This window comes from Bacillus sp. LR_5 (assembly GCF_042709275.1).
In genome coordinates this window covers 1-19,824 of the sequence record NZ_JAVAXX010000101.1, presented here as the reverse complement: position 1 = coordinate 19,824, position 19,824 = coordinate 1, and the positions used below count along the sequence as shown (strand labels likewise).

General features: G+C 41.2%; 21 protein-coding genes. 7 read left to right on the top strand and 14 right to left on the bottom strand.

Going from position 1 to position 19,824, the window contains the following annotated elements; translation table 11 throughout:
• Positions 1-24: 24 nt before the first annotated feature.
• The 10 genes from RAC86_RS19355 to fadH form a co-directional block, all read right to left on the bottom strand.
• Positions 25-480 (bottom strand): flavodoxin, encoded by a 456-nt coding sequence (locus tag RAC86_RS19355; protein ID WP_014113623.1) that lies wholly within the window; start codon positions 478-480, stop codon positions 25-27.
• A gap of 15 nt (positions 481-495) precedes the next feature.
• Positions 496-1,389: a hypothetical protein gene (locus RAC86_RS19350; RefSeq protein WP_072566205.1), complete on the bottom strand. Its 894-nt coding sequence runs from the start codon at positions 1,387-1,389 to the stop codon at positions 496-498.
• The gene (locus RAC86_RS19345; protein WP_014113621.1) at positions 1,379-1,855 is read right to left on the bottom strand and encodes a flavodoxin; all 477 of its coding nucleotides are present in this window, start codon (positions 1,853-1,855) and stop codon (positions 1,379-1,381) included. Before RAC86_RS19345 ends, RAC86_RS19350 begins: the two co-directional genes overlap by 11 nt.
• Before the next feature lie 110 nt (positions 1,856-1,965).
• Positions 1,966-2,847, bottom strand: coding sequence for a transcriptional regulator CcpC (gene ccpC, locus RAC86_RS19340; protein ID WP_014113620.1), 882 nt, complete (start codon positions 2,845-2,847; stop codon positions 1,966-1,968).
• 146 nt (positions 2,848-2,993) lie between these two features.
• Positions 2,994-3,437, bottom strand: coding sequence for a cyclic-di-AMP-binding protein CbpB (gene cbpB / locus RAC86_RS19335; protein ID WP_003218674.1), 444 nt, complete (start codon positions 3,435-3,437; stop codon positions 2,994-2,996).
• A gap of 138 nt (positions 3,438-3,575) precedes the next feature.
• Complete coding sequence (gene abbA / locus RAC86_RS19330; RefSeq protein WP_010886502.1) at positions 3,576-3,773, bottom strand: AbrB antirepressor AbbA; 198 nt, start codon at positions 3,771-3,773, stop codon at positions 3,576-3,578.
• Between the two features lie 133 nt (positions 3,774-3,906).
• Positions 3,907-4,425 (bottom strand): ribonuclease H-like YkuK family protein, encoded by a 519-nt coding sequence (locus RAC86_RS19325; protein ID WP_003218672.1) that lies wholly within the window; start codon positions 4,423-4,425, stop codon positions 3,907-3,909.
• Between the two features lie 108 nt (positions 4,426-4,533).
• On the bottom strand, positions 4,534-4,773 hold the full coding sequence (locus RAC86_RS19320; protein WP_003218671.1) for a YkuJ family protein: 240 nt from the start codon (positions 4,771-4,773) through the stop codon (positions 4,534-4,536).
• Between the two features lie 619 nt (positions 4,774-5,392).
• The gene (locus tag RAC86_RS19315; protein ID WP_072566204.1) at positions 5,393-6,616 is read right to left on the bottom strand and encodes an EAL domain-containing protein; all 1,224 of its coding nucleotides are present in this window, start codon (positions 6,614-6,616) and stop codon (positions 5,393-5,395) included.
• Between the two features lie 63 nt (positions 6,617-6,679).
• Positions 6,680-7,444, bottom strand: coding sequence for a 2,4-dienoyl-CoA reductase (gene fadH, locus RAC86_RS19310; protein WP_072182874.1), 765 nt, complete (start codon positions 7,442-7,444; stop codon positions 6,680-6,682).
• Between the two features lie 141 nt (positions 7,445-7,585).
• On the opposite strand from fadH, the gene RAC86_RS19305 reads away from it, so the two are divergent.
• The 4 genes from RAC86_RS19305 (at position 7,586) to RAC86_RS19290 (ending at position 10,955) form a co-directional block, all read left to right on the top strand.
• Entirely contained in the window at positions 7,586-8,446 is an 861-nt protein-coding gene (locus RAC86_RS19305) for a metallophosphoesterase (protein WP_072566203.1), read from the top strand.
• A 56-nt stretch (positions 8,447-8,502) separates the two neighbouring features.
• On the top strand, positions 8,503-8,997 hold the full coding sequence (locus RAC86_RS19300; protein WP_072182876.1) for a L,D-transpeptidase family protein: 495 nt from the start codon (positions 8,503-8,505) through the stop codon (positions 8,995-8,997).
• Positions 8,998-9,072: 75 nt separating this feature from the next.
• Positions 9,073-10,365, top strand: a complete 1,293-nt coding sequence (locus tag RAC86_RS19295; RefSeq protein ID WP_072566202.1) for an MFS transporter — start codon at positions 9,073-9,075, stop codon at positions 10,363-10,365.
• Positions 10,366-10,490: 125 nt separating this feature from the next.
• Positions 10,491-10,955, top strand: coding sequence for a YkyB family protein (locus tag RAC86_RS19290; RefSeq protein WP_072566201.1), 465 nt, complete (start codon positions 10,491-10,493; stop codon positions 10,953-10,955).
• Between the two features lie 41 nt (positions 10,956-10,996).
• Here RAC86_RS19290 and cheV read toward each other — a convergent pair whose 3' ends face one another.
• The gene (gene cheV / locus RAC86_RS19285; RefSeq protein WP_014113613.1) at positions 10,997-11,908 is read right to left on the bottom strand and encodes a chemotaxis protein CheV; all 912 of its coding nucleotides are present in this window, start codon (positions 11,906-11,908) and stop codon (positions 10,997-10,999) included.
• Positions 11,909-12,113: 205 nt separating this feature from the next.
• Here cheV and RAC86_RS19280 point away from each other — a divergent pair, with 205 nt between their 5' ends.
• A complete protein-coding gene (locus RAC86_RS19280; protein ID WP_003218655.1) occupies positions 12,114-12,275 on the top strand; it encodes a hypothetical protein in 162 nt (53 codons plus the stop codon).
• Between the two features lie 201 nt (positions 12,276-12,476).
• A complete protein-coding gene (locus tag RAC86_RS19275; RefSeq protein ID WP_003218653.1) occupies positions 12,477-13,658 on the top strand; it encodes an aminotransferase A in 1,182 nt (393 codons plus the stop codon).
• 9 nt (positions 13,659-13,667) lie between these two features.
• On the opposite strand, the gene kinA is transcribed toward RAC86_RS19275, so the two are convergent.
• A complete protein-coding gene (kinA, locus tag RAC86_RS19270; protein WP_061187370.1) occupies positions 13,668-15,488 on the bottom strand; it encodes a sporulation histidine kinase KinA in 1,821 nt (606 codons plus the stop codon).
• Between the two features lie 164 nt (positions 15,489-15,652).
• Entirely contained in the window at positions 15,653-17,767 is a 2,115-nt protein-coding gene (locus RAC86_RS19265) for a peptidoglycan D,D-transpeptidase FtsI family protein (protein WP_152024362.1), read from the bottom strand.
• 337 nt (positions 17,768-18,104) lie between these two features.
• On the opposite strand from RAC86_RS19265, the gene RAC86_RS19260 reads away from it, so the two are divergent.
• Positions 18,105-18,881 carry a CAP domain-containing protein gene (locus RAC86_RS19260; protein WP_072566200.1) on the top strand — a complete coding sequence of 259 codons (777 nt, stop codon included), beginning with the start codon at positions 18,105-18,107 and terminating at the stop codon, positions 18,879-18,881.
• A 39-nt stretch (positions 18,882-18,920) separates the two neighbouring features.
• Here the strand turns inward: RAC86_RS19260 and RAC86_RS19255 are convergent, their stop codons facing one another.
• Complete coding sequence (locus tag RAC86_RS19255) at positions 18,921-19,787, bottom strand: NAD(P)-dependent oxidoreductase (protein WP_072566199.1); 867 nt, start codon at positions 19,785-19,787, stop codon at positions 18,921-18,923.
• Positions 19,788-19,824 lie beyond the last annotated feature (37 nt).

Sequence of the window (19,824 nt, the reverse complement as noted above, 5' to 3'; positions counted from 1 at the left end):
CTTTAGCAGTTCCCAGTGGGTGAGTCAGACAGCGATTCCGCTTTTCTTTGCGAATTGTCTCCCGAACTCCATTAATTCTTCCTCTTCTTCACCTTCTGGATTATTTTCGATTTTTACCGAAGGCAGCACAATTTCGCCTCCGCGTTCTTTTATTTTTGCTTCGAGCGTATCAACTGCTCCACAGAAAAATTCATATGCTGTATCACCGGACCCGAATACGGCGCATGTTTTGCCGGAAAAATCAATCTCATCCATATCTTCAGCAAGGTCTAAAAATTCATCAGGCAGATCTCCGTCTCCCCACGTATAGGTTCCCATAATAATATGATCATAATCGTTAAACAACTGTGCATTATCAATATCTATCGCTTCAAAACGGTCCGCTTCCACTTCCGCCTCCTGAAGCCCCTTCTCAATCAAATCTGCCATCGCTTCAGTGTTGCCTGACATTGTTGCATAAACGAGCAAAATCTTCCCCAATTCCTTATTCCTCCTCTAATGAATCATTGCTGAAACTTCGTACGGCTGGACAAATTTACATTCATACAAGCCTGCACAAAAGAAATTCTCTTTCTGATTAGCCACTCTCCACCCATGCCCCTTAATGGTATCGAACCATTTTAACGCTCGGGCTTCGAGATCAGCCTGGTAAATTCTCGAATAACCATTTTCATCTTGCGTCGTTGTGACATATATAATTCCATCATCCTCTGAAATATCAAGAAATGATTCTTCTTTTCTGATCATGCTGGATTGTATGGTGAATTCTTCATCAGTCAAAATATTCCGTACAGTGACAGCACCGTGCTTTCCTTTCACAGACCCCGTCGCCGCCACTAACCAATTTTCATTGAACACAAGCATGGATGCCGTCATCCGGTTTTCTTCTTTCTTTACCATTTGGACAGTATCACGTTTAAAATCGTAAGCCCAAATGCCCCCAAAATATTCGTGTATTTGCGTGCCGATGAAAAGACTGCCGCCGTGCAGGCACAACGAACGGATTACAGGGGGGTTATCAAGTTCCGCAAAAGGTTTGGCTACGCGCCATGAAACACCAAAATCATCCGATACATAAATGCAATGCTTGCCATGGGCACAGACAAATCCATCATTTCGGCCGGTAATCGCCCACACTGTTGCATTTGTCGGAAAGCTCGACATCGTCCAGGTTTTCCCTTCGTCAGACGAGCGAATGATCGTTCCCTTTTCACCGACGCCAAATAAGTAAGACCCTATGTAACTGATGCAATGAATTTTGCTTTTCAAACGAAAAAGCTTTCTCCAGCCCTGCTCCAAAGAATAATGAAAAATGCCTTCTCTTTGTACCGCCACAAAATAACCAGGAAATGCCGATGCCGTGACAGCAGTCGCTCCTTTATGAAACATGGATTTTTTCCTTGTTCATATAATCTGCCCATGCAAGAAAATCTCTTGCAAACGCTCGGCAGCTTTCCACATCTTCATCTGTTTCAGGCGCTAGTTCGATTTTCAATGTTTCCTGGTAAACGGCAGCTCCCGCCTCTTGCAACATGACACTGAACAAATTGACCGCTTCACAAAACTTCGGATAAGAATAATCTCCAGATCCGAAGCAGGCTGTTTTTAAGCCATTAAGCTGAAGCTGTTTGACCTCTTCAAAAAAATCTTCCGCTTCGTAAGGCAAATCACCGTCGCCCCATGTATAGGTGCCAATCAGCACATAATCATAGGATGTCAAAGCAGACACATCCGCATCATCTATCTCGACACAATCGATATCCAACTCATATTCCTGAAGCGTTTCTTTTATAATTACGGCAATGTCTTCTGTATTTCCTGACATGCTCGCATATGTAATCAAGGCTTTAGCCATGTTATCACCTCATCAATTGATAATGATTTTCAATATCATATGTATCACTTTAACTGATAATGATTTTCATTGTCAATGTGTAAATAAAAAAAGACAGCACATCGCTGTCTTTAAAATGGATTTTCTTGATCCAGCATATCCTTTATCACTTGAACAAAAGCTTGAACTTGCTTCAGCTCAAAGGCAGGTTCATAGCCTAATAGCCATGTATCCCGTCCGATCGGATGCTCTTTCATGTCTAACAGAGGCATTTTATTGACTTTATCTTCGTTTTGAAGGGTAACAGACGGCAAAATGGCATAACCGATTCCATGCAGCGCCATCTGTTTGCACGTTTCAATTTGATCAACCAATATCGTCTGTTTTGGCGACGTTTTAAATTTTTGATGCCACCAGTGCTGAATTTCCTGAAAATAAGTGCTGTCGCTTTTAAATTGGATAAAAGGCCGTTCTGTATGGGCAATATCTTCGATGCAGGAAATTTCAGTGTCCACTAAATACAGGTGATCTGTCATTAAGTAATCTTTACGGCCCTTCCACTCTGGGTTGCCCCTAATAATGCCAATATGAACCTGATCCTCGTATAAGCTTTTCAGCATTTCGCTGCTCCAGCCCGTAATGAGTGAGACCTTTGCATTCGGATACTTTTCCACATACGTCTTTAAGACTTTAGGAAGCCAATGCTGGCCGATTATGGAGGCGACGGCAAGCTTCAGTGTGCCGTGAATTTCACCTTCAAGCTCATCAATATTTTCTCTTATTCTTTCCTGCTCTAACGTCACATCATTCGCAAACTGAATGATTTTCTCACCGGCCGGCGTTACCGTTAACCCTTTTTGGGATCTTAAAAAGATTTTTGTGCCCCACGCCTTTTCAATTGTTTGTAAGCGCTGAGATAAAGCCGGCTGAGATACAAAAAGCCGTTCCGCCGCCTTTCTCATATTTAATTCCTCAGCTAAAACTACGAGCATATGAAGCTCTTGAAGCTGCATGTCGTCCTCCTTTTCATGATCAATAAGTTTTTCTTATCTCCCATTCTAATCAAATCTTTGTTTCTGATTCAAGCCCTATTCTGGTTTAAATTATGTATGCGCTTTCTTTCTTGATCTGGGGATATAATAAAAATAGGCCGTGAAGCCTACTTGTTCAATGAGCGTATATGCTTATTCAATTCCTTTAAAACCACTCTTCTCGTAAAAATTCCTTCAAACACCTGCTCATCATTTTCAACACAGACAAATCCGTTATTAATGACCATGCCGAACCCCTTCATAATCGGATCATTTATATGGAGGCGCGGAATATCAGTCAGCATGACTTCCTCGACAGTAATCTGGTCAAGCTTTTCAAACTCGATTCGCTCAAGCCCAAAAATGCTGTTCATGATCATATTTGTACCGATTAAACCATGTAAACGATAGGAAGGATCAAGAACCGGGATGGCTGTGTATCCGGTTTTTGTCAGCACTAATAATGCGTGCTCAAGGTTGTTGCCGACTTGAACGTGCGCTACTTTGTCCGCCTCAATCATAAATTGTCCGACTGTTGCCTCAAGAAGCTGGTCTGATTGTAAGCTTATCATGTTTTCGACCCCTTTTCATTTTCCTCAACAATACATTCCCTATATTACAATAATATAAACTTTATCAGTATTTGTCGAAAAGTTTCGTTTCAATAAAAAAGATACTCTTTGAGCGAGTATCAATTATAGGGTGCTCCATTAATTTTCAAATCGAAATCGGTCGTATAGCGTTACAAGTTTTTTGTAGGTGGTTCCGTCAACGTTTTTGGTTCCTGTCTCTATATCGTTGATCTCACTGCTTAATAGCTCGATGGCATACTCATGGTTGATCAGGATATTCAGCAGAAGTTTTTGTTCTTCTTCTGTAAATCGTTCACCGATAAGACTCATTCGCAATCAGGCCCCCTGTTTTATACTGAATACCTCTGAAAGCAAGACAACTTACTTTCAGCTCTACCGCTAGAATAAGTAATCAGAAAACAAACGTCAACCGCATAATTCGACATTTCCCTTGGCATTTCAGCCGGAATTATTTTGTGAAACGATTTGCATAGCTGAAGGCAGTGTATGAATCCGGTTTTATTTTTGCCTCAATCCCCATGGAAGTGATACGTCCTGTCATTTCTTGAATCAGTTCTTTTGTAAGCCCTTTTTTCCCAATATCCAAGTGAACCTCAAAGGTAAGATCCGCCCCCTCACCGGTAAAGGGCAGGAGCAGATCGGTAATATCCATTAAGTGCCCATCAAGAATATGAGCGGCCGTTTCTTGGCTGTACGCCGTTTCTAACGAAATCTTCTCCCGAAGGCTATGTATGGGTCTGTCGACTGTATGATTTTTCAAGCAGCCCCAAGCTCCCTTGCCTGTACGATGCAAATGCAATGCGGTAATAAACTTTGTGTAATCGCGGTACACTTGTGAATCGGTTCCGATCGATAACACATAAGAAGAACGGGGGTCCTTTCGAACAAAGGCTTTAAGCCGTTCCATCACATCTTGAAAGGTCATCTGTGCTTCTGAAAGATTATAAAACAGAAAAGAATCAGCCATAGCGACACTCCTTTTCAAAATTTACAACCATGAAACAAGTATGTTCCTTACCGTTTATTTCGATTACTTTTGCAAAAGCGGAAGCTTGTTCCCACTATTTCAGGAATCTTACTGAAGAAGTTCAAAGATTTCGATGGAAACCATGTCGATATTATCAAACGGATATGTGTTAGGTTTTTCACCTTTTTGGAAAACCGTCAATTCAAACGTTTGATTTTTTTCGAAATATTTAACACTGCATATTTTCTCACCATTTACTTCGAAATAACGCTGCATTGGCTCGTTAGCCGCTTCCGCTGTTTCTTGCAGACTTTGCAGCCGTGTGATGATACCCATTAATTGTGACATTCTAAAAAAAGACTCCTTTCAAAAAGCAACTTCAAATCAACAAGTATTTATTATAATACAAGTTCTATTGAGCATCATACCATAAAGTCGGACAGGATGGCATTTTCACTGCTGAATTTAAGAAAAGAAAAAAAGTGAAAAAACTATTTTTTATTAGTTTGAGGCTTTTTTTGAATGTCATGCACACAATTATGATTTTTTTTGGTATGCCCGCAGAGTCAAGAAAGCTTTTTTTGCAATTTCATCAAAATCTTCTTTTGAAATTTTGCAATATGTAATGATTCAGAGTGAACATCTCGCCGCATTTGCCGTCTAATATCTCTTGCACGGCCGTGCAGCATTGGTACGGGTGTTCGGGCGCTGAAAGAACATTTTGTTCCTCCCGGTGTTCAACGTTTTCCCCTAGTTAGGTTTATTGTTTTATTGATTGTCTTATGCTTTGGCAAATAAAAAAACTTGGCGGGGGTAGCGCCAAGCTTTTTCGGATCTTGATCTGATAGAGGGGTTGGGGAACAGAGAGTAGCTTCTCTCTATAATTAAATGATAATGATTCTCAGTATCGATGTCAATCGTTTTTTGATATTTTTTTCAATTCATAAAAAAACGGCCTTTCAGCCGCTTAAATCAATCCATCCTGCTCATATAAATAAGAATAAGGCAAGTCTATAAATAAATACATCTGATCATCCATCGGATACGAAAACGTTCTGATCATTTCACCTGTTTCCAAATCACTGTACAGATCACTGAAAAACCCTTTTCTGAGATTTCTCATTCTCATAATGTTCTCTAGGAAATAAGGACGCCAGCTCCAATTCTTTTCCGCGTATTCCGGCTGGTAAATCCATTCTCCATCTTGTTTAAACACATTTCCCGTCAGCTGATCGCCTTCTCCATCACACATGTAAATTCTAAAGCTGCAATCGGTCAGCTCTTCCGCCAGCTTTTTAATAAAGTCATCATCAGAAGACAGGTTGTTTTTTCTCAAAGATGTCACCGCTTGATGAACCCGTCTGTAAAACTGTTCAGAGTGTTCATAGACGGTTTCAAGCTTCTTTTTCTCATGTGTGATAAATTGGTGAAATTCAGTTTTAAGTCTTTGTTTCAATACATCTCTCTCTAGAAACGTTTCAGACGGAGACAACAAGTAATAGCCCTGAAAATAGCGGCCTCCGTTTCTCCAAGCGTACTGAAGCTGGAAGTTCGCCTCAATGTCTTCATACAGCAGCGCAGCACCGATTTTTCTCGCTAGTAAAGATATGCTATATAGCACATGCTCATATGACGGTGACGGCTGTGATACTTTCAGCGCCTGCAAATCGATTTTTAACAGATCTGGCGAAAGTAATGCAATTCTGTCCAGGTTGCTGCTTTCTTTTCCGATATTATCAACTGCAATTTTAATTCCGTATGTACGATAGTAGGCAAGCATATGGTAAAGCTGCTCAATATCCCCTTCAAAATTGTGCTCCGTAATTTCAAGCACGAAACGATGAAGTTCAATTCCTTTCGCTTCATATTCTTTCAGAAGCTCCAGAAAGCTTTCGCCGTGATCAAGCATCAGCAGATTGGCATCCTGATTCATAAAAACCAGCAGATCAGAATCGGCCTCTAAAAAACGGTCTAGAGCCTGGCGGATAATTCTGTTATCCACCTCTAATTTATATTCTTCGGGTATTCCCCCATCTAAAAAGAAGGGTCCGAGACTTTGAATTTCCGAATCTGCCATTATACGCCCCAGCACCTCATACCCGACGATTTTCTGCTCCTCGGCACTGAAAATCGCCTGGTAATATGGGAGGACATCATCAATGTTCGTTAAAATATCAAGTGGATCCAACATGTTATCACCTGCTTCTCTATCTTTGTCTGATTATACCACATTGAATCCAAAGTTTAATATGCTTTAAAACGGATAAGGATTCAGCCATTGCCCCCCATCCAGAGTGACACATTCTCCATTCATATAGGAAGTTTCATCAGAAAGCATAAACGCGGCCAAGGCGGCGATTTCCTCCGGCGTGCCGAGCCGGCCGAGCGGCACACTGTTTAGCGTGCGAGCCATCGCTTTTTCTGATTCAAATAGCTTCTCCGCACCGCCTGTTCGTTCAATCGGACCGGGTGCAATCGCGTTTGTGCGAATTCCGTATTGGCTCCCCCACTCCACGGCCAGGGTTCTTGTCAGTGACAATACCCCTGCTTTGGCTGCAGCAGAATGAACGACCCCCGCTCCCGCTCCCCAAGCATAAGTGGCGGCCATATTTAAAATGACGCCCTTCTTCTGCTGCTCGATCCAATACCTTGCCGCAGCTTGGCTGCAAAAAAATGTGCCGTTTAAAACAATCTCAATAACGGCTTTCCATCCATTGGGCGTCAGCTTTTCTGCCGGGCAAATAAAATTTCCGGCCGCATTATTGATCAGCGCATCAAGCCGGCCAAAGGCTCTTATCCCTTCTGTAATCATGTCTGAAGCAGCGGAATCAGAACGGACATCCATTTGAAAACAAGTGACCTGCCCCTCAAAGGTCTCAATTTCTCTTTTCGTTTCCTCAAGTGCTTCCTGGTTCCGTCCTGTCACCATGACGTGCCAGCCTAATTCAGCCTGTTTTTTTGCCATTGCTTTTCCCATGCCGCTTGACCCGCCGGTAATAATAACCGCTTTTTTTTCCATGTTTCTCCCTCCCGTTATGAATGAGTATTCATTCAATATTATTCTATCATTATATGCCTGCTCTGTCAGTACATGCTGATATGAGATTTTTTCAAGATACAGATGCTATAATAGAAAAACTCTATTAAAGGTTGGTTTGAAATGAAAAAGATGTCCAGAAGGCAATTTCTGAAAGGAATGTTCGGCACTCTTGCTGCCGGGGCTTTAACAGCTGGCGGAGGATACGGCTATGCCAGATATCTGGAGCCGCATATGATCGAGACAACCGAACACACAATAAAAAGCTCTCTCATCCCGCACGGATTTGACGGTTTTAAAATCGTGCAGTTCAGTGATACACACTTGAGTGATTATTTTACTCTTGAAGATTTAAAAACTGTCATCCTAACAATTAATGAATCTAAACCTGATCTCATAGTTTTTACAGGGGATATCATCGATAATCCTAATACGTACCAGCAACACCAGGCAGTTATTCCATTATTGAGAAAACTACATGCTCCCTTCGGCAAGCTTTGTATTTACGGCAATCATGATCACGGAGGCTATGGAACTGCTGTTTACAAAAGCCTGATGACGGCCGGCGGTTTTACGGTATACCGCAATGGTTATCAAACATTGTCGCTTGCAGATGGCAGTGAAATCGAGATTGCATCGCTTGATGACTTAATGCTCGGAAACCCAGATTATGAAGGCATCCTATCAAGGCTAAGCGACAGACTTTTTTCCATTCTGCTCGTCCATGAACCTGATGCAGCCTTAAAAACAATAGGATATCCGGTGAATCTTCAGCTTTCCGGCCATACACACGGCGGCCAGATTCAGCTGCCTTTTTACGGACCGATCATTACGCCTCCATATGGAAAAGTCTACATAGAAGGAATGTATCAAACAGGCAGCACTCATATTTATGTAAACCGCGGCCTCGGGATGACCAGACTGCCTTTGCGGTTTCTAGCCAAGCCTGAAATCACTGTCTTTACCTTAAAAAGCACAAATTAATGTAGCAGGATGGGCTCCTTATCAATACTTATAAGTAAAAAAGGAGGATGAGGAAACTGCTTACGTACCAGGTGAAGCAAGGTGATACACTGAACAGCATCGCGGCTGATTTCAGAATCAGCACCGCTGCGTTACTCCAGGCTAATCCGTCACTGCAGGCAGGGCTCACAGCAGGACAGTCCATAGTCATACCCGGCCTGCCGGACCCTAATACGATTCCGTATCATATCGCAGTCTCAATCGGAGCGAAGACCCTTACGCTGTTCCAAAATAATCGGGTAATGAAAACCTACCCCATCGCCGTTGGTAAAATACTGACGCAAACGCCCACTGGCGAGTTTTATATTATTAACCGCCAGCGCAATCCCGGCGGCCCATTTGGCGCTTATTGGCTGAGCCTTTCAAAGCAGCACTACGGAATACACGGGACGAATAATCCCTCTTCGATTGGTAAGGCTGTTTCTAAAGGCTGCATTCGCATGCATAACAAAGACGTAATCGAACTCGCTTCAATTGTGCCAAACGGAACAAGAGTCACTATTAACCGGTAATGTTTTCTTATTTGTTTCAAAAACAGGCGGTTTATAATATGATAAAGTGGGACCTTTAGGGTAAGGAGCGTTTTTATGGATATATTTAAAAATCGTAATTTTGTTCGCCTATTTTTCGCAGCACTCGCTTCTCAAATGGGCACGACAGTAGGCAACATGGCCTTTGCTTTTTTCTTGCTGGACCGCTTCAGCAGCCAGCCTTCATATACGACCTTGGCGGAGCTGATGTATTCTCTCCCGACCGTATTTGTATTTTTGATCGTAGGAGTTGTCGCGGACCGGTTTGACAGAAAAAAGGTAGCGGAAAACTGTGATTGGATCAGAGCCGGCCTGACTGTCGTTCTTTTTTTCACTTTATTTACCGGCAATATTCCTCTTGTTTTCTGTATTTTATTTGTCAGAAGCGCTGTCACGAAGTTTTTCTTTCCGGCAGAAAACAGTTTGGTACAAGCCATCCTGCCGAAGGAGCATTATGCGAAAGCGGCAGGGCTTAACCAGATGCTTTTTAGTATTTTCATGGTGTTCGGAGTCGGAATTGGCGCTGTTATGTACAACACCATCGGTATTGAAGGCGCCATTATTCTTGATTTTGTCAGCTTTATCATTTCCGGGCTGCTGATCCGCAGCTGCCGGATTCCGAAAGAAGCCCGGCAGCCAAACGGCGCATTCAGCTGGAGAAAAACTTCTGTTAAAGATTCAATAAATGATTTTAGGGAAGGTATTCTCTATATTTTTAAAAACAAACTGCTTGCATCTCTTATATTCGGTTTCTTCATTTTCGGATTTGTCAACGGAGGATTCGCCGTATTGCCAATGTTTACAATGAAATACGGATTGGCGCCTGACCGTTATGAGTGGCATACGTCTGTATTTACAATCGCACTCGGGTTTGGGCTGCTGGCGGGAAGTGTAATCGGCACGATCATCTCTAAAAAAGTGAAGCCGCATTTTTTAATGTCGATACCGATTTTCATTGCAGGCTTGCTGATTTTCGTTCTCGGCTATACGAATGTTTTATGGGTGTACTACGCGGCAGCTTTTGCCCTGGGAATGTGCATTGGACCGATCAACATTGCAATCGGAGGATGGATGCCAAAGATTGTTCATCCAAAGCTGATGGGACGTGTAAGCGGCTTGCAGGACCCTTTTATGATGTTTGCACAGTCTTTAACACTCGGCTTAGTTGCGCTATTATTCCCTAAGTTCGTTTCAAACATAGATTATCTTTATTACGGCATGGGCGTTATCATCCTGCTTGTTTTTATTTTTTATTTTGTTGCACTGCCAAAATACAGTGCACAGGCTGTGGAAGTGAATGTTCAGGAAGCATTTCAAGAGCAGCCGAAAAAGAAAGCAAGATCTGTATAATATACGTTAAAAATGCGCTTTTTTTCTCAGAAAAAAGCGCATTTTCACATTCAATATTTGCATTTCAACTTTAAAAAAGTATAATCTAATCATATAGAATTTGATAAGAGCAAAGGAGAGAAATAATGGACGACCATGCATATACGAAAGATCTGCAGCCAACCGTAGAAAATCTTTCAAAAGCAGTTTACACTGTGAACCGCCATGCAAAAACCGCCCCCAACCCTAAATACCTATACCTGCTGAAAAAACGGGCTTTGCAAAAGCTTGTCAAAGAAGGTAAAGGAAAGAAAATAGGGCTTCATTTTTCAAAAAATCCAAGGTTTAGCCAACAGCAATCGGACGTGCTTATTTCAATCGGAGACTACTATTTTCACATGCCTCCAACTAAAGAAGACTTCGAACATCTTCCGCATTTAGGTACACTTAATCAATCGTACCGAAATCCTAAAGCTCAAATGTCTTTAACAAAAGCGAAATACCTGTTGCAAGAATATGTCGGCATGAAAGAAAAACCGCTTGTGCCAAATCGCCAGCAGCCAGCTTATCATAAACCTGTTTTTAAAAAGCTTGGCGAGAGTTACTTTTAAAATAAAAACAGCCGTGCCACTCAGGCATCGGCTGTTTTTATTTATTCGATGACATACGTATCCACTTTTTTAATCAAGTCACTGATCTCAGGCTTGCTGATTTGCTCATCTGCGCCAACGACTTCTCCGCGGTGACGCAAATCATCTGTAATTAACGATGAGAAAATCATAACCGGTACGTCTGAGCTTTTCGGGTTTTCCTTCAGCAGCTTTGTGAGCCTGTGTCCGTCCATTTTTGGCATTTCAATATCAGTGATAATCATATCAATCTGTTCTGATAAATCAGTTTCATTTTCAGCAAGGTTCATAATGTAGTCATATGCCTCTTTTCCGTTTTCAAACGAAGAAACATTGTTGTACCCTGCTTCTTTTAACTCATCCTGCAAGAGGCGCATCAAGAGCGGTGAGTCCTCTACAATGATAAGCTTTTTATCAGCTCTTCTTTCATCGAAACCCTCGGTATGCATATTGTACGTATCCACACCTGAGTCTGATTCGATGTCATAAATAATTTTTTCATAGTCAGGCAAAAAGATCATCAGGTCTTCGAGCTTAATAATCCCTGTAAGGTGCCGCTCCATTCCTTGATTTAATGATGTGGGCTTTTCAATTGCTTCCCAGGATACTCTGTGAATTTGAGAAACAGAGCCGACATGGAAAACAATTTTCCGTTTATTAAATTCAGTCACGATATATTTCTCGTCTTTTGATCCCTCAGGCTCAACTCCAAAAAATGAGAAGAGGCTGATCACAGGGAGAATTTCTCCTCTGAGCTTAATCATTCCTTCTACATGCTGATGGGAGTGAGGCACTGATGTCACCTCGACTGGCTGAATAATTTCCCTTACCTTCATGACGTTAATTCCGAAAGCATTATCGCCTACGCCATACTTCACAATTTCTAATTCATTTGTACCAGAATCCAATAAAATTTCGTATTGTTGTAACGACACTTCAATCCCTCGCTATTCGCATTCAGTATTGTACTGTATATATCGGCGTAAATTGTAAAAAGTGAATGGCATGGCTCTTCAAAATCGATTCTGGGAGCGTCAAGCCGCGGTTCTTTAAAAAAGAAACTTTTTTCCTAATAACCATTGACTTTCCAACTAACAGTGATAAAATAGTCAAGGATTTTTCCAAAGAAGGGTGTAAATAATGGGTACCTTAGTAATATTTAAAGAAAATGAAATGACTGTTTTAGAAGATATCAGTGAAGAGACTTACCTGCATATGAAGAAAGAATCAGCTGACCTTCAAGAAGAGCATCCATCGTATATGATTTGGCACGAAGACCTTCATTTTGATTATGGTTATTAATGATATTGGCACATATAAACAATAATAGAACATGATACAATAAAGACAATCAAATCGCTGGTTGTCTTCTTTTTTTCTGAAAAGAAAGGTATGTTTAGAAAAAAGGCGCATACAATCGAAATATATCGGCTAAAAAGGTGACAAATGATCAGCTAGTGGTAAAATAGGATAAACTCATTATATTTGTTAAGGTGATGAATTATGGAACATTTGCTGAATCCGAAAGCAAGAGAGATTGAAATTTCAGGAATACGCAAATTCTCAAATCTTGTAGCTCAACACGAAGACGTAATTTCACTTACAATCGGCCAGCCTGACTTTTTCACGCCGCATCACGTGAAAGCTGCCGCAAAAAAAGCCATTGATGAAAACGTGACGTCATATACTCCGAACGCCGGCTACCTGGAGCTGAGACAAGCTGTGCAGCTTTATATGAAGAAAAAAGCGGATTTTAACTATGATGCTGAATCTGAAATCATCATCACAACAGGTGCAAGCCAAGCCATTGATGCTGCATTCCGGACGATTTTATCTCCCGGTGATGAGGTGATTATGCCAGGCCCGATTTATCCAGGCTATGAACCTATTATCAATTTGTGCGGCGCCAAGCCTGTCATTGTTGATACTACGTCACATGGCTTTAAGCTTACTGCCCGGCTGATTGAAGATGCTCTGACTCCTAACACTAAGTGTGTCGTGCTTCCTTATCCGTCAAATCCTACCGGCGTGACTTTATCTGAAGAAGAACTGAAAAGCATCGCTGCCCTTTTAAAAGGCAGAAATGTCTTCGTATTGTCTGATGAAATATACAGTGAATTAACATATGACAGACCCCATTACTCCATCGCAACCCATTTGCGAGATCAAACAATTGTCATTAACGGCTTGTCAAAATCACACAGCATGACCGGTTGGAGAATTGGATTTTTATTCGCACCGAAAGACATAGCAAAGCACATTTTAAAGGTTCATCAATACAATGTGTCGTGTGCGTCATCCATTTCTCAAAAAGCCGCCCTTGAAGCTGTGACAAACGGCTTTGACGACGCCCTAATTATGAGGGAACAATACAAAAAACGTCTGGACTATGTGTATGACCGTCTTGTTTCCATGGGACTTGACGTCGTGAAACCGTCTGGCGCGTTTTATATCTTCCCATCTATTAAATCATTTGGAATGTCTTCTTTTGATTTTAGTATGGCTCTTTTGGAAGATTCAGGTGTGGCACTCGTGCCGGGCAGCTCATTCTCAAAGTATGGTGAGGGATATGTGAGGCTGTCTTTCGCATACTCGCTGGATACGCTAAGAGAAGGCCTGGACCGCTTAGAATTATTTGTATTAAAAAAACGGGAATCAATGCAGACGATAAACAACGGCGTTTAAGCCGTTGTTTTATTTTTTTGGAAATGAAATTTTAAATGCTGTGCCTTTTTCCGGCTGGCTATCAACATGGATGACTCCCTGATGATTTTCGATAATATTAAATGTCACCATCAGTCCAAGCCCCGTGCCTTTTTCTTTTGTCGTTAAAAATGGTTCTCCAATCCGGTTCAGCACCTTTTCAGGTATGCCTTCCCCTTCATCTTTGACAGTGACATGAACAGAATGCTCATCCTCAGTTATGATAATGTCTACTGTTCCCCCGTCAGGCATTGATTCAACTGCATTTTTAATTAAATTAATGAATACCTGCTTTAATTGGTTTTGATCCCCGTTTATATAAATGCTGTCATTTTCATAGCTTGTTCTGATAAAAATACCATTTAAATTTGCCTGTGTTTCTAACAGGGCCGAGACCTCACCAATTAATTTTTTCAAGTTCAAATATTCTTTAACGGCATTTTGCTGGGGTTTCGCCAGCATAAGCAGTTCACTGAGTATTAGTTCGATACGGCTGAGTTCAGAAAAGACAATATCAAAGTAATGTTCATTTCCTTCCATCGTCGGTTTCATCAGCTGCAAAAATCCTTTGATCGCCGTCAGCGGGTTGCGAATTTCATGAGCGATTCCCGCCGCGAGCTGCCCTGCGATTGATAATTTTTCCGATTTCAGCATCAATTCTTCTGTTTGTTTTCTCTCAGAAATGTCCCGAAGAATGACTTGGACAGCAGCTTCTCCAAAAAAGGTCGTCGGAATGCAGACCATCTCCGTATAGATGACCCTGTTCTGGAAGGTGAACCATGATTGCTTGACAATTTCTGATTGTGTTTTTTGCTCGGCGATGTTTTGGATTCTTTCTTTTACATCCTCATGATCGCAAGGATGCAGCTGATCAAATATGTTTTTGCCAATTAAATCTTCATAGGTAGCCGCTTCAAACAGGGATATTCCCGACTCATTCATAAACACCCATTTTCCATTATGAATCACCGCAATGGTATCGATTGAATTTTGAATCAGCAGCTGATATCGTTCACGGCTTTTTTGCAGGATGGTTTGGAATTTTTTCCTTGAAGAGATATCGATCAGCAGCAGCAGCTCAGCCTGCTGTTTTTTGTAGACGGTCGGGGACGCTTTCACTTCTAAATGAACAGGTGTGCCATCAAGCCTTTTCCACGTCTGTTCAATCATTCCAACTTCCATTCCTTTTTGCATTCGTATAATCCTGTTTTTCACGATATCATGATATTCTTCTTCAATAAATTCATAGGACCATTTGCCAATAATAGCATCCTTGCTTTTCGCTCCCAGCATTGAAAGCATCGCACTGTTTACATAGACGATCTTGCCTTTGACACTGATGCATAGCGGACTCGGAAGATTTTCAACTAACCGTTCATAATCATCCGTTATATATGTAGTCGATTCCGGGCTTGCAGGCTCGATTTCATGTTTTTCGAAGTTTAGGGATTGATGGCCTGTTTCTTCTTCAAGAACCTTCATTTTCAAAATGATTTCCCGTTCTGTCCGCTCAGCTCTTGTCGTAACGATTTCTACCGCAGCCTCCACCCACACAATCGTATGATCTTTTTTAATAAAACGAAAGGTGCATGGCATCAGATGATGTTCATTATAAAAATAGCTTTCAACTAAAAATTGGTCTTCCTCATGCAAAAACGTTTTGAGGAATGATCCGATCATCTCTCCTTGGAGATAGCCTAAATGCAGTTTAGAGTTGGCAGATATATAAATGATGCGTCCATTAGAGGCCAAGACTGCATGAATATCGGTTTTTGTTTGAAATGGTTTAACATGCTGCGTATCCTGTTCCACAGAATCCCTCCTTTGCATGATCATCGTATTTCGACATATACAGATTGACTTTTACCTAGTATGATTCGCTAGAAAATGAGTATTCTCCTTCTATTCTTATGGTGAACGTCAATTTTTGAATAAAAGAAAGGGCACACAACCTTTCAGTTGTGCACCCTGTTTTTTTATTTTTTACTGTGTTTCTTTTCGAGCTCTGCGTAAGCGTGTATAGCTCTTTTGGCAATAATTTTATTGATCTTATCATCATCATCTACTGATGGAACAACAACACTAAAAGCCACTTTTGAATTTTTCGACGGGTAATAACCGACAAAAGTAAGGTTGTATGTGCTTTTCCCCCACCAATTACGATTCGTGCCGTAGTAAAATGTTTCCGCTGTTCCCGTTTTTCCTGATACGTCTTCTGTAAACGTATTTTTAGCTGTCCCTGAAGAAGTGACTAATTTCATACCTGTTTGCACTTGCTTCAAATCACTCTCTGAATTGTTGATCTTATTTAGCACTTTAGGTTTTCTATGTTCAATCGCCTTACCAAGCTGGTCTTTTTTTCCTGGCTTATGAATACTTGTGACGATTCTAGGCTGCACACGATAGCCTCCATTGGCGATTACTGAGATGTACTGGGCCATTTGAAGCGGTGTGTATGTATCGTATTGACCGATTGCCAAGTCTAAAATTAATCCCCCTACAGTTTCAGGTGTGGTTTGCATACCAGCTGATTCCTGAGGCAGGTCAATACCTGTCTTTACCCCTAGGCCAAACTGGCTGTAATAGTTTCTCATTTTCAGTAAATCCTTCTGATCAGCCGGAAGAGACCCATGCGGCTTGTATGTTACACCCGCAATATGCATGGCAACATTAAACATATATACGTTAGAACTTTTTTGCAGAGCGGTTAATTCATTGATCGTTCCCATATTGGTATAAGATTTTTTTATGAGATTTGTTCCTAAATACATTGGAGCATCGAGAAAATATTTATAGTGCGGAATTCCGTCCTGATAACCGGCAAGCACTGTGGCACCCTTTACTGCTGAACCCATTTCATATTGGGTTGTAAATGCCCCTATCGCATAATCTTGAATTTTGTTTGTTTCTAAATCTATCTTTTTTCCTGCCATGGACAAAATATCGCCGTTATTCGGGTCCATCATCACGACAAAGGCTCTGTCAAGCATATAGTTTCCGCGTGCACGGCTGTTTCTCACTTCTTCTTCAATGATCTTTTCCACTTCTGCCTGGAGCTCCATGTCAAAAGAAAGCTGAAGATCGTATCCCCTGCTGCCTTTATCAATGGTTTTTTGGCTGACGACATTCCCTTTATTGTCTTCTACGTATTGCACTTTTTCCTTTTGGGAATTTAAATAGTCTTCATATTGATACTCTATATAACTTTTCCCCACTCTGTCATTATTCGCATAGCCTCTTGTTAAGTAGAAATCTTTCCGGTCGCTCAGCAGGCCTTGATCAGGTGTCGTGACGCCGCCGAAAACGGAATAGAGGGTTTTGTCATAAGGATATTTTCGTGTCCAATCGTTTACGATGTCGATTCCCGGAAGCTCTTCTAAATGCTCAGAAACAATTGAAATTTCATCATATGTTAAATCATTTTTTGGTCGTTGCGTGGAGCTTTTCTTCTCATCAAGCAATGTTCCGTTTTTTCCATTGCTGTTGCTTTCATTTGGATTCATCGCTTTTACGATTTGAGGTTCGTAAGCATTTCCGCTTGAAAACCTTGTATAAATCGCAGCGATTTCCATTTCTTCGTCATCTCGCTGAATCGCCTTCAATTCTTGATCCGGTACACGCTCAATTTGAAGCTTGTAAGCCTGGGCCCCTTTCAAATTGCTTTCAGATTCCTTGAGCAGAGCGGCGGCTTTTTTCGGATGAGATGCGAGCCAGTAATCACGCAAATCTCTTTCCTTCAAAAATTCGGTATCAATATGAATTAAAGCAGCAAGCCGCTTCGCTGTTTTGATTTTGTCTTCTGTTTTTGTGCTCGATGTTGAAACATACACAATTTCAGGCACGCTCTGGTTATCGACAGCCACTTTCTGGTTTCTGTCGTACATCTTCCCTCGAGGCGCCGGATAGTACGCTGTTTTTGCATTTGCTTTCTCCGCGTTTTCTTCATGCTGTTCACCTTCAACAATTTGAACAACGCCAAGCTTAAAGATTAATGCAGTGAAGAGAACAAAGACAGCAAGGAAAAAAAGGTTCATTCTGATTGCCCTGTTTCCTTTGCTTTTTTTCTTTGGTTCACGTCCTATTTCAGTCACTTCTGGTTACCCCTCTCAAATCATTCAATATATTTACATATACTGAGATTAATTGTAACACCTTTGTAACAGTTGTTACAGCAAAAAAGGATAAAAAAAGCTGTCAATATAAAAACACATTAAAATATAACTAACGATTCAAATAAAAGGAAGCTATGTAACTGTACGATAATATCATGAAATACAGCTGATTCCCTTCACCTCAGCGGTTTAGCGCATATTGGTTACGAAAATGACAATCTCTCTTTGTCAAAGGAAAGTGATGGATACTTTATGACAAAAAAGCTATGTTATGATTTTTTTGTAGAAACAAACAACTCTAGGAGGTTATGAACTAATGAAGAAAGCATTTATTTTATCTGCTGCCGCTGCGGTTGGATTATTCACATTCGGGGGCGTACAGCAAGCATCAGCGAAAGAACTCTCCTGCCAGCATGTGGTAACAGTAAAAACAGGGAACACAGTACAAAACATGTCTCTTAACGATGTAGTGAAAAAGCTGCATATTAACACAAATATTAAAACATTAAATGCTGCAAACGAAAAAGAGATCAAGCAGCTTCTTAAAAAACATGCGAAGCAATCTAACATGAACATTCAGGATGTTCAAAAGACAGAAACTGCAAAACCTGCGCAAAAAACTACAGAAAAAGCAGCTGCAGCTACTGAACAAAACGCTGCTTCTAAAGCACCTGCAGCTGAAAAAACAAACACAACAACATCTGTACCTTCATCTGTAAGTGCATATGAGAAAAAAGTTGTTGAGCTTACAAATGCAGAAAGACAAAAACAAGGCTTAAAACCGCTTCAAATTGATGAAACGTTAAGCAAATCTGCACGCGCAAAATCTCAGGATATGAAAGACAAGAACTACTTTGATCACCAAAGCCCAACTTACGGCTCACCGTTTGACATGATGAAATCTTTCGGAATCAGCTACAAAACAGCAGGTGAAAACATTGCTAAAGGCCAAAAAACACCAGAAGAAGTAGTAAAAGCTTGGATGAACAGTGAAGGACACAGAAAAAACATTCTAAACCCTAACTTTACTCACATCGGTGTAGGCTACGTTGAGTCTGGAAGCATCTGGACACAGCAATTCATCGGAAAATAATAAAAAAAAGATTGCCTGTTTCGTACAGGCAATCTTTTTTTATTTCACCCAGAGCTTATATATACTCTGTGTTCCGCTGTTTTCTTCGCCTTGTGCAGCGAGCTTGTCATATAAGGATTTTGCAAGCGACAAGCCTGGCATTTCTTCTCCCATTAATTCTGCTTCCTCTAGCGCAATTCCCATATCTTTAATAAAATGTTTCACATAAAAACCTGGTTCAAAGTTGCCTTGCAGCATACGGGGAGCAAGATTTGATAATGACCAGCTTCCGGCTGCGCCCGTTGTGATGCTTTTCAGGACATTTTCCGGCTGCAGGCCTGATTTTTGAGCATATGCCATCGCTTCAGCAACACCGATCATACCAGCTGCGATTGCAATCTGATTACACATCTTGGTATGCTGGCCGCTTCCAGCCGGTCCTTGATACTGAATGTTTTCTCCCATTAAAGAGAAAATCGGCATGCAGGCTTCAAATGCTTCTTTTTCTCCTCCAACCATAATTGCGAGTGTTCCGTTTTGCGCGCCGATATCTCCGCCGGAAACAGGGGCATCTAAAGCGAACAATGATTTTTCTTTAGCCGCTTCAGCAATCTTCTTCGCAAGTGAAGGTTTAGATGTCGTCATATCAATGAGATATGCGCCTTCTTTTGCGTTTTCAATAATTCCGTTGCTTCCGAAATACACTTCTTCAACATCACTGGGATAGCCGACCATTGTAATGATAACGTCCGCTTCTTTTGAAAGATCTTTGACCGTTTCTTTCCATACCGCGCCTTTTTGCAGTATGCTGTCTGCTTTTTCTTTTGTCCGGGTGTACACCAAAACAGGATGGCCGTCATCGAGAATATGTGACGCCATGCTTTTTCCCATCACTCCAAGGCCGATAAAACCAATTGTTTTCTTCAAGGTCATTCCTCCCAGATGTTTCGTTTTGATTTTAGTT

Excerpts from the sequence above, each read along its gene's own strand:
- RAC86_RS19275 (WP_003218653.1), top strand. The coding sequence starts at position 12,477 with ATGGAACATTTGCTGAATCCGAAAGCAAGAGAGATTGAAATTTCAGGA.
- RAC86_RS19260 (WP_072566200.1), top strand. The coding sequence starts at position 18,105 with ATGAAGAAAGCATTTATTTTATCTGCTGCCGCTGCGGTTGGATTATTC.
- cbpB (WP_003218674.1), bottom strand. The coding sequence starts at position 3,437 with ATGATAAGCTTACAATCAGACCAGCTTCTTGAGGCAACAGTCGGACAA.
- RAC86_RS19295 (WP_072566202.1), top strand. The coding sequence starts at position 9,073 with ATGGATATATTTAAAAATCGTAATTTTGTTCGCCTATTTTTCGCAGCA.
- RAC86_RS19315 (WP_072566204.1), bottom strand. The coding sequence starts at position 6,616 with ATGTTGGATCCACTTGATATTTTAACGAACATTGATGATGTCCTCCCA.
- RAC86_RS19305 (WP_072566203.1), top strand. The coding sequence starts at position 7,586 with ATGAAAAAGATGTCCAGAAGGCAATTTCTGAAAGGAATGTTCGGCACT.
- RAC86_RS19345 (WP_014113621.1), bottom strand. The coding sequence starts at position 1,855 with ATGGCTAAAGCCTTGATTACATATGCGAGCATGTCAGGAAATACAGAA.
- ccpC (WP_014113620.1), bottom strand. The coding sequence starts at position 2,847 with ATGCAGCTTCAAGAGCTTCATATGCTCGTAGTTTTAGCTGAGGAATTA.
- RAC86_RS19325 (WP_003218672.1), bottom strand. The coding sequence starts at position 4,425 with ATGGCTGATTCTTTTCTGTTTTATAATCTTTCAGAAGCACAGATGACC.
- fadH (WP_072182874.1), bottom strand. The coding sequence starts at position 7,444 with ATGGAAAAAAAAGCGGTTATTATTACCGGCGGGTCAAGCGGCATGGGA.
- RAC86_RS19350 (WP_072566205.1), bottom strand. The coding sequence starts at position 1,389 with ATGTTTCATAAAGGAGCGACTGCTGTCACGGCATCGGCATTTCCTGGT.
- RAC86_RS19320 (WP_003218671.1), bottom strand. The coding sequence starts at position 4,773 with ATGTCACAATTAATGGGTATCATCACACGGCTGCAAAGTCTGCAAGAA.
- RAC86_RS19290 (WP_072566201.1), top strand. The coding sequence starts at position 10,491 with ATGGACGACCATGCATATACGAAAGATCTGCAGCCAACCGTAGAAAAT.
- RAC86_RS19280 (WP_003218655.1), top strand. The coding sequence starts at position 12,114 with ATGGGTACCTTAGTAATATTTAAAGAAAATGAAATGACTGTTTTAGAA.